We start from the raw sequence: 12,987 nt of genomic DNA, 5'->3' as shown, positions 1-12,987 counted from the left end.
AGTCGTCACGTCGACCTCACTCTCGGATCGAGCACGTGGTAGAGCACGTCGGCCAGCGTGTTCATGATGATCACCGCGACGCAGACCACGATGAAGGTGCCCTGCATGACCGGGAAGTCGGGCCCCTTGATCGCCTCCACGAAGAGCAGGCCCAGGCCGGGCCAGGAGTAGACGTACTCCACGCTCACCGCGCCGCCGACCACGAAGCCGATGTGGATGAAGACCAGCGTGACCGTCGGCAGCAACGCGTTGGGCACGGCGTGCCGGCGCCGGACCAGGTCGTCGCGCAGGCCCTTCGCCCGCGCGGTGACCACGTAGTCCTGCCCGATCTCGTCCAGCAACGACGAGCGCATGACCAGCAGGTACTGGGCGTAGACGACGGCGACCAGGGTGAGGCACGGCAGCACCATGTGGTGCGCCACGTCCAGCACGTAGGCGAAGCCGTCGGGCGAGTCCACGCTCTCCATGCCGCGGGTCGGGAACAGGCCGGGGATCGGCCCGATGCCCGAGGCGAGCGTCATGAGCAGGAGCAGGCCCAGCCAGAAGGTCGGCACCGACCAGAGCACCAGCGAGACCGCGGTGGAGTAGCGGTCGAAGCGGCCGCCGTGCTTCCACGCGGCGCGGGTGCCCTGCCACAGGCCGAGCGCGACCGAGATGATCACGCCGACGCCGGTGAGCAGCAGCGTGGGCCCGAAGCGCTCGCCGATGAGGTCGAGCACCGGCCGGCGGTACTCGTAGGAGGTGCCGAAGTCGAAGGTGAAGGTCCTGACCAGGAAGTCGAGGAACTGCTGCGGGACCGGCTGGTCGAGCCCCATCTGCTTGCGCAGGAGGTTGATCTGGTCGGGGCTGAGCGGCACGTCCCGGGTGTAGGCGATCACAGGGTCGCCCGGGATGAGGCGGAACAGGAAGAACGTGGCGATGACCACCATGACGATGCTGAGCAGCGCGCCGCCCAGCTTGGTCAGGGCGTACCGCCACATTCCCCGCGAGGCCGGGCCCGCCGCCAGATCGGCGGCGAGCCCGGTGTCGATCGTGCTGGTCACTCTCGGTCGTCCGCCGTGGTCTTGCGGCGGCGCAGAGCCAGGAAGCCGACCGCGGCCACCGCGACGACGCCGCCGACGATGCCGGCGATCAGGCCGGTGCTCATGCCGCCACCGCTCGCGGCGCCCGCCGGTGCGGGGGCGTCCATCGAGTACATCGGCCAGCCGCTGCTGCCGCCGTACAGGATGCCCTCACCCTGGCGGCCGGCCGGCACCGGCTCGATGCTGGTGATGCGGTCCTTGCGGTACAGCTCCAGGTTGTTCGGGTAGTAGATGGCGATCACCGGGGCGTTGACGTACAGATTCTTCTGCATCTGCTTGATCAGGTCGGCCCGCTTGGCCCGGTCGAGCTCCTTGAGCTGGTTGGTGTAGAGGCCCTCGTACTCCTGGTTGCACCAGAAGGACTCGGTGCCGCCGCCCTCGCCGGAGGGGGTGGGCCGCCGGCTGCACAGGTGCGTGGCGAGCACCTCCTCGGGGTCGGGGTTGACCGACCAGCCGCTGATGGCGATGTCGAACAGCGCGGTGCTGCCGGTCTCCTCGGTGAACTTGTTGGAGTCGAGCGCCCGGGTGGTCAGCGTGATGCCGATCTCCTTGAACCAGCCGGTCAGGAACTGCGCCAGCTTCTCCTCGGTGGGCGTCTCGGTGTGGATGCTGAAGCGGAACTCCAGCTTCTTGTTCGGGTCGTCGGGCATCGTGCGGACGCCGTCGGCGCCCTTCTTGTAGCCCGCCTCGTCGAGGATCTGGTTGGCCTTGGCCAGGTCGAAGCTGACCTTGTCGGCGCCCTCGGCCTGCCAGAAGAAGTCCTTGTACATCGGCGGGACGATCGAGCCCTCCGCCGGGACGGCCAGGCCGTTCTGGACCTGGTCGACCAGGGCCTTCTTGTCGATGGCGTAGTGCAGCGCCTGCCGTACCTTGACGTCCTTCAGCGCGGGGTGGCCGTCGCCGATGGGCTTGTCGTCGGAGGTGGTCGCGCCGTGGTTGATCTGCAGGTAGGCGGCGCGGCGGCCCGGGGTGTTCCACTGGACGATGTTCGCGTCGCCCGCGCCGGCCTCCCACTGCGGGGCGGCGAGGCGGCCGATGAGGTCGATGTCGCCCTTCTTCAGACCGGCGACGGCGGCCTCGGGGTTCTCGTAGAAGACGACCTGCAGTTCGTCGATCTTGGCCTTGCCGCGCCAGTAGTCGGGGTTGGCCTTCAGCTTGACGTACTGGTCCTTCTTCTGCTCGTACGGGATGTACGCGCCGTTGACCGCGGGGTTGTCCTCCGCCTCGTAGGCGTCGATGTCGGCGACCTTCTCCCAGACGTGCTTGGGCACGATCGGGATCGGGTTCTCCAGCATCGAGGCCTGCGGGGCCTTGGTCTTGATGACGAGGGTGCGGTCGTCGGTGGCCGACACGCTCTCGAAGTTCTCGACGGCCGGGCCGTTGCCGGTCTTGGCCTTGTCGTCAGTCATGATCTTGTTGAACGTCCAGGCCGCGTCGTGCGCGGTCACCGGCTTGCCGTCCGACCACTTGGTCTCGCGGATCTTGAACGTCCAGGTCAGCCCGTCGGGGCTGGTCGTCCACGACTCGGCCAGGTCCGGGCTGGGAGCGAGCGTCTTGGGGTCGGGCGTGGTCAGGAAGAGGTACGTCCAGCGCTGGAGCTGCCCGGCGATCAGGCGCACCGCCTTGAACGGGTTCATCGAGTCGACGGACTGGATCGAGCCAATGCGCACGATCTTCTTACCCGCCGAGGGATCCTGGGCCAGGGCGGCCTGCCCCTGGACCAGCAGTAAAAAAGCCACGCCGAGCGCCGACAGGCGCGCGAGCCATTTCGTCATCAGTGCCTCACCTTCAGGCGGGGGGTTACCTGTTGTACAAGAAGGCACACCCTAGGGAGAGCGTGTGTCAACGAACGACGGAAAATTGTTTCATTCCCGTTGCATTCTGCGGTGTAAATTTTCAGTCCGCTAGGGTTCCGCCATGCGTCTCGCGCTCGCCGCCCTCGCCTTGATCACCGTTGCCGCAGGCCTCGGGCTCAGGATGTTCATGGACGGGCCCTTCGCGAAGTACGGCGGCGACGCGCTCTACACGGTGCTGATCTATGTGCTGGTGTTGCTCGTGTGGCCCAGGTTGAAACCGGTGTGGACGCTGCTCATCGCGGTCGGAGCGAGCTGGGTGATCGAATTTGCGCAGATTGTGGGGATTCCTGAGGTTTTGCGGCCGGTGTTCGGGAGCACCTTCAACGCCCCCGATCTGCTCTGGTACGCCGTGGGCGGGCTGCTGGCGTTCCTCCTCCATGCGTACGGCCGGCGCTCCGTGTCGGAGAGCCGGCCGTGAAGTGGGTTGTCAGGCTACGGGGAGATCAGTGGCAGCCGCCGGAGCCGCAGCAGGAGCCGCCGGCCTGCGGGAGCAGTTCCACCTTGGGGGCGAGCTCGTAGCCCGCCTCGGCCACCGCCGCGCCGACGAGCGCCTCGTCCACCGGACCCTCGCTGGTCACCGTGACCGCCTTCGTCGCCAGGTCGACCCGCACCCCGCTGACCCCCGCGACCTTGCCCACCTCGGCGGTCACCGAGCTCACGCAGTGGCCGCACGTCATGCCTTCAACCTGAAAAGTCGTCTCCGTCATAAGCCCAACTATACCCCCTAGGGGTACTAGGCCGCCATATTCGGGGTAGCGGATCCCTATGATGACCATCGCATTCCTCGTCGCACCAGAAGGCGTCGAGCAGATCGAGCTGACCGAGCCGTGGAAGGCGATCAAGCAGGCCGGGGGCACCGCGCTCCTGGTCTCGACCGAGCAGGGACACGTCCAGGGCTTCAACCACCTCGACAAGGCCGACCACTTCGCCGTCGACGCCACCGTCGACAGCGCCAGCTCGGCCGAGTTCGACGGACTCGTCCTGCCCGGCGGGGTCGCCAACCCCGACTTCCTGCGTACGGTACCGAAAGCCGTCGCCTTCGTCCGCGAGTTCTTCGACGCCGGCAAACCCGTGGCCGCGATCTGCCACGCGCCCTGGACGCTCATCGAGGCCGACGTCGTCCGCGGCCGCACGATGACGTCCTGGCCCAGCCTCCAGACCGACCTCCGCAACGCCGGCGCCACCTGGGTGGACCAGGAGGTCGTCGTCTGCAACGCGGCGCCGAGCACGCTGGTGACCAGCCGCAAGCCGGACGACCTCAAGGCCTTCTGCCAGGCCGCCGTCGAGGCCTTCGGCTGACCGGCGTCGTACCACGGCAGCGGCGGTCGCCGCCGCTGCCGGAATAATCCGTTGCCGCAGCGCGCTTGTACGCGGCACTATGACGCTCATGTTCCGGCACGCTCTCCTGACCACGCCCGCGATCGCCGCGGGTGTGCTCGAGCGTGTCTGCGACGGCCTGGAGCGCTGACCTCTCCCCGTAAGTCCTGGTGACCCGGCGGGGGGAGGTCGACCGACCCGTTCGGGTCACCCCCTTCAGGCACTCGCGACAAGGAACTCCCATGGCCAAGCAGGCCTACGTGCGGAACAAGCCGCACCTCAACATCGGCACGATGGGCCACGTCGACCACGGCAAGACCACCCTGACCGCCGCCATCACCAAGGTGCTCGCCGAGCGCGGCGGAGCCACGTTCACGCCGTTCGAGAAGATCGACCGCACGCCCGAGGAGGCGCAGCGCGGCATCACGATCAACATCTCGCACGTCGAGTACGAGACGGCCACCCGCCACTACGCGCACGTCGACATGCCGGGCCACGCCGACTACGTGAAGAACATGATCACGGGGGCGGCGCAGCTCGACGGCGCCATCCTCGTGGTCTCCGCGCAGGACGGCATCATGCCGCAGACCCGCGAGCACGTCCTGCTCGCCAAGCGGGTCGGCGTCGAGCACCTGGTCGTCGCGCTCAACAAGGCCGACGGCGCCGACCCCGAGCTCGCCGACCTCGTCGAGCTGGAGCTGTCGGAGCTGCTGGCCGAGCACGACTACCACGACGTGCCCATGGTCCGCGTCTCCGGGCTGCGGGCGCTGGAGGGCGACCCCGCCTGGACCGCCTCGATCGAGGCGCTGCTCCAGGCGGTGGACGACCACATCCCGGTGCCCGTCCGCTACGTGGACGCGCCGTTCCTGATGCCGGTCGAGAACGTCCTCACCGTCACCGGGCGCGGCACCGTCGTCACCGGCGCCATCGAGCGCGGCGCGGTCCGCGTCGGCGACACCGTCGAGGTCGTGGGGTACGGCGAGCCGTACACCGCGGTCGTCACCGGCGTCGAGACGTTCGGCAAGACCATGGAGCGCGGCGAGGCCGGCGACAACGCCGCCGTGCTGCTCCGCGGCGTCCGTCGCGAGCAGGTACGGCGGGGCATGGTCCTGGCCGCGCCCGGCTCGCAGCTCGCCCGGGACAGCTTCACCGCCCGGGTCTACCTCCTCACCCCCGAGGAGGGCGGCCGGCGCAAGCCGATCGTGGACGGGTACCGGCCGCAGTTCTACCTGCGGACCACCGACGTGCCCGGCCGCATCGACCTGCCCGGCCCGGCCGAGCCCGGCCAGACCGTCGAGGTCACCGTGCACCTCGGCAGGGCTGTGGCGGTCGAGGCGGGGCTCGGCTTCGCCATCCGCGAAGGCGGCCTCACCGTCGGCGCCGGCACCGTCCTGCCCTGACCTCGGCTTGAGCCTCAGCCCCGGCGCGCTTCGCGCGTCAGGGCTCGGCCCTGCCCTGTGGGGGGCCGCCTCCGGCGTCCCCCCACACCCCCCGATGCGAGGAGCCTCCGGCCCCTCGCGCTACCCGAGCGTGCGGCGATTTACTGAGGTTCGGCTGCGATGCTGGACACCTCTCCCTTGCTGAATCAAATCTGTAGACTTGATTCAGCGAGAGGAGGCTCCATGGATCTCAAGACCGTCGGCCAGCGAGTCAGAGCCGAGCGCGAACGGGCCGGCCTCAACCAGCGCGAGCTCGCCGCGCAAACCGGCCTGTCACAACCGACACTGGCCCGCATCGAGCTGGGCACGCGAACGAAAGTCACCATCGCCGAACTCGACACTGTGGCCGCCGCGCTGGGGATTCCCCTCGCCGACCTGACCCGCGGCAACCCGGTACGCTCCCGCGCCCGCGTCGCCGCACGGATCGGCCGGCCGGATGACGAAGCCGCGACCGTCGCGATCCAGCAGGCGATGGACATCCTGGTTCTCGATGACCGACTGGACCGGCTCGTCGCCCCCTACACCCCTCCGCCCCGGCCCGACCTCCCGCTCCCCGACGCGTCGCTACCGGCCGAGACCCAGGGCCGGATGCTCGCCGAGGCGGTTCGTCACCTCCTGGATCTCGGCGGCGCGCCCCTGTCGGACCCCGGAGAGCTCGCCGAGCGACTGACCGGGGCCGATACCGCGGTGCTCGACTTTCCCGCAGGGGTGGACGGCTTGACGGTCATCGACCCCGACCGGCGAGTCGTCCTGATCGCCATCGGCTCGCGTGCTGTGGCGGAACGTCAGCGCTTCACCTTCGCCCATGAGCTCGGCCACCTGCTCTTCGGCGACGGCGCGCACAGCGACGCCGTCACCGCGTGCCGTACTCCGGCCGAGGTCCGTTGCGACGCCTTCGCCCGGCATCTGCTCGCCCCGCAGGACGGGATCCGGGCGTGGCTCGCCCCTACCGGCCGCCCGCTGGCCGAACGCGACTGCGCCCTGCTCGCCCGCCACTTCGGCGTGAGCCTCATGGTGATCCTCATCCAGCTCCGGCAGCTCGGCCTGCTCACCGATGCACAGGTCGAGACCCTTCGTGGACCTTCCGGCGCGCATCTCGCGCGGCGCTACGGCTGGGGGGCGCAATACGACCGCGAGCAGGAGAACGCGCGCGTTCGGCGGCCACCACGGCGGGTCCTCGAACGTGCGACCACCGCGTACCGCGCGGGACGACTCGGCATCCGCGCGCTGGCCGCGATCGAAGCGCGCGATGTGGCCGAACTGGCGGCCGGCCTGGCTGAGGCGGGCATCAATCCGGACAGCCCGCCGGTGCGTCACGCCGACCTCGGTCGCCTGCTGTCGCGGGCTCGAACACGAGCCGCCCGGGAGGACTGACGTGCCCGATCGGGGAGACGAGATATGTGTCCTGGACGCGGTGATCTGTGTCCATTTCGTGGGGGCGAACCTCCATCCTCTCCTGATCGATGTGCTGACCAAGGCCGGGCTTGTTCTTCTCGTCCCGCACGAGGTTTGCGAGGAAGTCGCCGGCAAGGACGGCAAGTACCCCGGTCTGCGGCAACGCTGGGCGCGGCTGGCTGCCAGCGGGCGGATCGAGGTGCTGCCCGCGCTGGAGCTCGCCACGGCGGCTCCCCGGGTCGTGGAAGTGATCGAGGAGATTCGTGGCCTCGACCTTGAGCAGGCCGTACGTGCCCGCCGCGACCTGGGCGAGGTGGTTGTGGTCGCCCACAGCGTTCACCTGGCCGAACTGGGTCACGAGGTCATCGCCGCCCTAGACGATCAAGAAGGTCAGCGGCTCGCCGCCCGGTGGAACATCCCCGTCCTCAGCATTGAGGACGTCCTCACCCTGGCGATCGAGCTCGGCCACTTCCCCTCGATCGCCGAGCTTCGCCGCGGCTACGCACGACTGCGCGCCTTCGGGGACGGGCTGGTGCCCCTGGAGAAGACCAGTCTGGTGGAAGTCCATCGAAGGTGGCTCCGGACCGACGCGACGGCCCGCGTCCCGGCCCAGGTAGAGGAAGCCGGACCGAGCCAGGGAGGGACACCGCCGGCCAGTGGCCCGCAGTGACCTGCTGGCGGGCCCGCTACTACCGTCCCAATCTGGTCTGCCTGCCCAACGGCGAAAGGCCCCTCGTTGAGGGGCCTTGTCCGGTGCGGGTGGTCAGCCGGGCAGCTTGTCCAGGAAGCCGATGACCTCGCGGATCCGGCCTTCCGGGGTGAGGCGCACCACGTCGAAGCCGATCGCGATGGGCTCGGTCGCGCCTTCGGGGGCGAGGTGCCAGGTGAAGCGGGCCACGTCGTGGTGGGCCTCGAACACCTGCCCGGCGGTGAACACCAGGCCGGGGAACATGCCCTGGGCGCCGGCGATCACTGCGGCGATGGCCTCGTGGCCGGCGACGTCGGCCAGGGGGTCGGTGTAGGTGCCGTCCTCGGTCCACAGGTCGGCGACGGCCTTGGCGCGGGCGTCGGCGTCGGTCTCGTTCCAGGCGGCGAGGTAGCGGGCGAGCAGGTCGTTCGTCATGGGAGCAGCCCTTTCAGGTGAGCGGTCAGGGGTGGAACCAAAGATCAGGTGGGCCGGAAGCCAGGGGCCAGGGGCCAGGGGCGGGTGCCGGGGTCCGGCCGGTGCCAGGGGCGGGTGCCGGGGGTCCGGCCGGTGCCAAGGGCGGGTGCCCGGGGATCGGCCAGCGCCAGGGATCTGGCGGGTGACGGGGGTCAGGGGCGGTTGGCCTTGCGGAGGCCGATGATCTGGAGCTCGGCGAAGCCGCCGACGACCAGCGCCTGGGCGATGGCCCAGACCGCGCCGAGAGTGCTGAACTCGATCACCCCGGTCACCACCGCCGCGATGCTGCCGAGCGCCCAGATCATGTTGAGCGCGATCACCGCCTTGACGGCCGCGGCGTTGGGCCGCGCGGCGAGGAAGCCGACGGCTGCGCCGTACACGAGCAGGAAGATCCCGATCCCGCGCAGCAGGCCGGTGTCGGGCCCGAGGAGGTCGCCGACCGGTCCGGCGAAGGCCAGGTAGATGAGGCCGTTCCCACCGGTGACCACGGCGTCGGTGGCGAGGGCGAGACGGAGGAACCGGGTGCGGTCCGCGGTGACGGTCATGGCGGTCATTTCGAGCTCCCTTCCGGGGTGTTTCCCCGTGCGATGTCCCAAGGTTGTCGCGAACGGGGTGACCTGCGCGATTACGCGGGAGGTAATGCGGGCGGCTATTTCGGGCCCGACCAGGGGGAAGATTTTTGCCACCCGCAGAGTGGGAAGGAAGCAGATAATCCGGATCAGGACCAGTTGGTAGGCTGTCGAGATGACCGCCATGGCGCCCGCCCGCACCGAACCGGACCTGTCCTACCTGCTCGACCACTCCAGCCACGTACTGCGCACGAAAATGGCCGCCGCGCTGGCCGAGATCGGGCTGACCGCGCGCATGCACTGCGTGCTGGTCCACGCCCTGGAGGAGGAGCGCACGCAGATCCAGCTCGCCGAGATCGGCGACATGGACAAGACCACGATGGTGGTCACCGTGGACGCCCTGGAGAAGGCGGGCCTGGCCGAGCGCCGCCCGTCCAGCACCGACCGGCGGGCCCGGATCATCGCGGTCACCCCGAAGGGCGCGGAGGTGGCCGCACGCAGCCAGGAGATCGTCGACGGCGTGCACCAGGCGGCCCTGAGCGCCCTGCCGGACGACGAGCGCGAGGTGTTCCTGCGAGCGATGAACCGCCTGGTCACCGGCCATCTGGCCACCCCGGTCGAGGCCCCGCAGGGGGTACGGCGGGCCCGCCAGAAGGCTTGATTGGATCCGTGAAGGATCGTCTATAACAAAACTATCTGCTATGGTCTCTCCTGTCCCCCAACGGAGCAGGAGAGAAAGCTCATGGCCTCCACCACACCCCGATCCCGCCGACTGGCCCTCATGGTGCTGTCGGCGGCGATGTTGATGACGATCCTCGACGGCAGCATCGTGACCGTGGCGATGCCCGCCATCCAGCGCGACCTCGACTTCTCCCCCGCCGGCCTGAGCTGGACGGTCAACGCGTACCTGATCGCCTTCGGCGGGCTGCTCCTGCTGGCCGGCCGGCTCGGCGACCTGATCGGCCGCCGCGCGATGTTCCTGGCCGGGAACGCGGTCTTCACCGCGGCCTCGGTGCTGGCCGCCGCGTCGGCCGGGCCGGGCCTGCTGATCACCGCCCGGTTCCTGCAGGGCGTGGGCAGCGCGATGGCCTCGGCCGTCCTGCTCGGCATCCTGGTGACGCTGTTCACCGGCGCGGCCGAGCGGGCCAAGGCGATCGGCGTGTTCAGCTTCACCGGCGCGGCGGGCGCCTCGATCGGCCAGGTGCTCGGCGGGGTCCTGACCGACCTGCTGAGCTGGCACTGGATCTTCCTCATCAACCTCCCCATCGGGCTGGCCACGATCGCCCTGGCCGTCCGCGTCCTGCCCGCCGACCGCGGCGCCGGGCTCGCCGGGGGCGCCGACGTCGTCGGGGCCGTGCTGGTCACCGCCGGGCTGATGCTGGGCATCTACACCGTGGTCAAGGTCGAGCAGTACGGCTGGCTCGCCGCGCACACCCTGGGCCTCGGCGCGGTGTCGCTCGTGCTGCTGGCGCTGTTCGTGCTGCGGCAGGCGAGCGCCCGGGCGCCGCTGATGCCGCTGCGGATCTTCCGCTCGCGCAACGTCTCCGGGGCGAACCTGGTGCAGATCCTCACGCTGGCGGCCATGTTCGCCTTCCAGATCCTCGTCGCGCTCTACATGCAGCAGGTGCTCGGGTACGGCGCGCTGGCGACCGGCCTGGCGATGTTGCCCGCGGCGCTGGCCATCGGCGGGGTGTCGCTGTTCGTCTCCGCACGGCTCAACACGCGGTACGGCGAGCGTGCCGTACTGCTGGCGGGGCTGGCCTTGCTGCTCGGCGCGATGGGCTGGCTGACCCGCGTCCCCGTCCAGGCCGACTACGTCACCGACCTGCTCCCGGTCATGCTGCTCATCGCCGGTGGCGGCCTGGTGTTGCCCGCGCTGACCTCGCTCGGCATGTCCGGCGCCAAGGCCGACGACGCGGGGCTGGCCTCAGGGCTGTTCAACACCACGCAGCAGATCGGGATGGCCTTCGGCGTCGCCGTCCTGTCCACCCTGGCCGCCACCCGCACCGAGGACCTGCTCGCCGCCGGCCAGAGTCGGGCCGCCGCGCTGACCGGCGGCTACCACGTGGCCTTCGCGGTCGCCGCGGCCCTGCTCGTGGCCGCCTTCACCGTCACCCTCCTCGTCCTCCGCCAGCCCCGCACCCCCGCTCCAGAGCCCCTTCTCGTGGCCTGAACCACTGACCCCCGACTGCAGACAGGACCCAGACCCATGACCCAGACCGAGTCCACCCCCGTGGCCCCTCGCCCGCTCACCGACGCGGACCTCTCCCACCTGCTCGCCACCCAGCGGTTCGGCGTCCTGTCCACCGTCAAGCGCAGCGGCCACCCCCACCAGTCCACCATCATGTACCGCTGGAACCCGGACGAACGAGTCATCCGGATCTCCACCACGACCGACCGCCTCAAGGCCCGCCACGTCCGCGCCAACCCCCGCATCTCCCTGCACGTGACCGGCCCGTCCATCTGGTCCTTCGCCGTCGCCGAGGGCGACGCGGAGGTCTCCGAGGTCACCACCGAGCCCGGCGACGCCACCAGCAGGGAACTCCTCGCGATCACCCCGGGATTCGCCGACCCGGCGGAGGAGGCCGCCTTCCTCCGCCGGCAGGTGGACGAACAGCGCGTGGTGATCAGACTGCCCGTCACCCGCCTGTACGGCACCGCCCTCGACCTCCCCGCCGCCGACTAGCGGACCGCCCCGACCGAGCCGCGCCCGAACCACTGCTCCGCAGCCGCCGCCAGCCCGTCCCCGCCGCTCCCCGCCCACGCCACGACCCCGTCCGGCCGGATCAGGATGGCCTCGGCGGGGGCGTCGGCGCACCGAGCCCGAACCACCTCGACCCGCCCGCCGAGCTCCTGGTCGAGGCTTGCCGTACCAACCAGATCGAGCAGCACCGGCCGGCCCCGATGCATGAGCTCGGCCACCCGCCGCTCCCCGTCCTCGGTGACCACCCGAAGATCGGGAACCAGCCGCCCGATCAGCGGGTGCCCGCCGCCGCCGTACGGCAAGTCGGACCCGTGCAGCAGCGCGGCCATGTGCCGCACCGGCTCCTCATAGGCGAAGACCTCGGTCAGCAGCGACCGCAACGCGTCCCCCTCCTCCTGCGGCAGCCGCTCCAGAGCGGCCTGAGCGCGCGTCTGCATCAACGCACGCTCAGCCGCGGGACGACGCTCCGCCTCGTAGGTGTCGAGCAGCCCCTCCGGCCCGTTCCCCGCCAGCGTCGCCGACAACTTCCAGCCCAGGTTGACCGCATCCACCAGGCCGACGTTGAGCGCCGAGCCGCCCGCCGGGAACAGATGCGCGGCGTCACCTGCCAGAAACACCCGCCCGCTCCGGTACCGCTCGGCCACCCGTGCCTGCGACCGCGTACGCGACAACCAGATCGGCTCGCCCAGCGGCAGGTCGTCGCCGAGCACCCGACGGACCGCCGCCTGGAAGTCGGCGATCGTGACCCGCCCCGCCGCGTCGCCGCGCACCTCCCGGACGCCGACGATGTGGACTCCAGGCTGGAGCGAGGTGACCAGGACCCGCCCGGCCGGCGTGCGGTTCCACCCCGGCCCCAGCCCCGCCACCCGAGGATGGTCGAACACCCCGGTCTCGGTGCCGGTGGTGAAGTGACCGAGCCACACCTGCTCGTCGTCGGTGGTGCCGGGGAAGCCGATCCCCGCCAGCTCGCGGACCCGGCTGCTGCCCCCGTCACACCCCACCGCATAGCGACCGCGCAGGGCGAACCCCTCGCCCTGGACCGTCACCGACTCCGCGTCCTGCGCGAGCGAGGTCACCTCGTGCCCCCAGCGGATCCGCACCCCCAGCTCGGCCGCCCGCTCGCCCAGCAGCCGCTCCAGCCGGGGCTGCTGGATCATCAGCATCCGCAGCGGGATGCCGTCCACCCCGGCGAACCGGAGCGGGACCGACCCGAACGGGAACCCCGGCGGCACGCCGAAGAAGGGGCTCCCGGCGCTCAGCCTCTCCAGCAGCCCCCGGTGGTCTAAGACGTCGATGATCTGCCCGCCCAGCCCGTTGGCCTTGGGTGTGTCCCCAGGCTGTGGACGCCGGTCCAGCACGACCGGGCGGGCGCCGGTCAGGCTCAGCTCGCAGGCCAGCAGGAGCCCCACGGGCCCTGCTCCGATGATGAGAATGTCCTCCATGCCTGTCAGGCTAGATTGACA

13 protein-coding genes and 1 pseudogene are annotated in these 12,987 nt (G+C 70.3%); 8 read left to right on the top strand and 6 right to left on the bottom strand.

All coding sequences use genetic code 11. From position 1 onward, the window contains the following. Positions 1-5: 5 nt before the first annotated feature. A complete protein-coding gene (locus AB0I67_RS09570; protein WP_357920283.1) occupies positions 6-1,043 on the bottom strand; it encodes an ABC transporter permease in 1,038 nt (345 codons plus the stop codon). Next, entirely contained in the window at positions 1,040-2,857 is a 1,818-nt protein-coding gene (locus AB0I67_RS09565; RefSeq protein ID WP_357920280.1) for an ABC transporter substrate-binding protein, read from the bottom strand. Before AB0I67_RS09565 ends, AB0I67_RS09570 begins: the two co-directional genes overlap by 4 nt. A 142-nt stretch (positions 2,858-2,999) precedes the next feature. Between AB0I67_RS09565 and AB0I67_RS09560 the strand changes: the two genes are divergently transcribed. Further along, positions 3,000-3,356 carry a DUF2809 domain-containing protein gene (locus AB0I67_RS09560; RefSeq protein WP_357920277.1) on the top strand — a complete coding sequence of 119 codons (357 nt, stop codon included), beginning with the start codon at positions 3,000-3,002 and terminating at the stop codon, positions 3,354-3,356. Positions 3,357-3,447: 91 nt separating this feature from the next. On the opposite strand, the pseudogene AB0I67_RS09555 reads toward AB0I67_RS09560, so the two are convergent. Then, a pseudogene (locus AB0I67_RS09555) lies at positions 3,448-3,645 on the bottom strand (heavy-metal-associated domain-containing protein); the annotation flags it as partial. A gap of 58 nt (positions 3,646-3,703) precedes the next feature. On the opposite strand from AB0I67_RS09555, the gene AB0I67_RS09550 reads away from it, so the two are divergent. From AB0I67_RS09550 to AB0I67_RS09535, 4 genes are all read left to right on the top strand, one after another. Further along, positions 3,704-4,237, top strand: coding sequence for a type 1 glutamine amidotransferase domain-containing protein (locus AB0I67_RS09550; RefSeq protein WP_357920274.1), 534 nt, complete (start codon positions 3,704-3,706; stop codon positions 4,235-4,237). A gap of 260 nt (positions 4,238-4,497) precedes the next feature. Continuing rightward, entirely contained in the window at positions 4,498-5,655 is a 1,158-nt protein-coding gene (tuf, locus tag AB0I67_RS09545) for an elongation factor Tu (protein ID WP_357920271.1), read from the top strand. Between the two features lie 222 nt (positions 5,656-5,877). After that, a complete protein-coding gene (locus tag AB0I67_RS09540) occupies positions 5,878-7,068 on the top strand; it encodes an XRE family transcriptional regulator (RefSeq protein ID WP_357920269.1) in 1,191 nt (396 codons plus the stop codon). A gap of 1 nt (position 7,069) precedes the next feature. Further along, positions 7,070-7,759 (top strand): hypothetical protein, encoded by a 690-nt coding sequence (locus AB0I67_RS09535; protein ID WP_357920267.1) that lies wholly within the window; start codon positions 7,070-7,072, stop codon positions 7,757-7,759. A 93-nt stretch (positions 7,760-7,852) separates the two neighbouring features. Here the strand turns inward: AB0I67_RS09535 and AB0I67_RS09530 are convergent, their stop codons facing one another. Both AB0I67_RS09530 and AB0I67_RS09525 read right to left on the bottom strand, forming a co-directional pair. Beyond that, a complete protein-coding gene (locus tag AB0I67_RS09530) occupies positions 7,853-8,212 on the bottom strand; it encodes a nuclear transport factor 2 family protein (RefSeq protein WP_357920264.1) in 360 nt (119 codons plus the stop codon). Between the two features lie 191 nt (positions 8,213-8,403). Then, positions 8,404-8,805 (bottom strand): hypothetical protein, encoded by a 402-nt coding sequence (locus tag AB0I67_RS09525; RefSeq protein ID WP_357920261.1) that lies wholly within the window; start codon positions 8,803-8,805, stop codon positions 8,404-8,406. Between the two features lie 190 nt (positions 8,806-8,995). Here AB0I67_RS09525 and AB0I67_RS09520 point away from each other — a divergent pair, with 190 nt between their 5' ends. From AB0I67_RS09520 to AB0I67_RS09510, 3 genes are all read left to right on the top strand, one after another. Beyond that, the gene (locus tag AB0I67_RS09520; protein ID WP_357920258.1) at positions 8,996-9,481 is read left to right on the top strand and encodes a MarR family winged helix-turn-helix transcriptional regulator; all 486 of its coding nucleotides are present in this window, start codon (positions 8,996-8,998) and stop codon (positions 9,479-9,481) included. An 81-nt stretch (positions 9,482-9,562) separates the two neighbouring features. Next, complete coding sequence (locus tag AB0I67_RS09515; protein ID WP_357920255.1) at positions 9,563-10,993, top strand: MFS transporter; 1,431 nt, start codon at positions 9,563-9,565, stop codon at positions 10,991-10,993. A gap of 36 nt (positions 10,994-11,029) precedes the next feature. Further along, positions 11,030-11,506: a TIGR03618 family F420-dependent PPOX class oxidoreductase gene (locus AB0I67_RS09510; RefSeq protein ID WP_357920252.1), complete on the top strand. Its 477-nt coding sequence runs from the start codon at positions 11,030-11,032 to the stop codon at positions 11,504-11,506. On the opposite strand, the gene AB0I67_RS09505 is transcribed toward AB0I67_RS09510, so the two are convergent. Next, complete coding sequence (locus tag AB0I67_RS09505) at positions 11,503-12,966, bottom strand: FAD-dependent monooxygenase (protein WP_357920249.1); 1,464 nt, start codon at positions 12,964-12,966, stop codon at positions 11,503-11,505. The two genes, AB0I67_RS09510 and AB0I67_RS09505, sit on opposite strands and share 4 nt — an antisense overlap. Between the last annotated feature and the right edge of the window lie 21 nt (positions 12,967-12,987).

This window comes from Nonomuraea sp. NPDC050310 (assembly GCF_040655795.1).
In the GTDB taxonomy this organism is placed as follows: Bacteria; Actinomycetota; Actinomycetes; order Streptosporangiales; family Streptosporangiaceae; genus Nonomuraea.
This window is presented reverse-complemented; position numbering and strand designations above follow the sequence as displayed.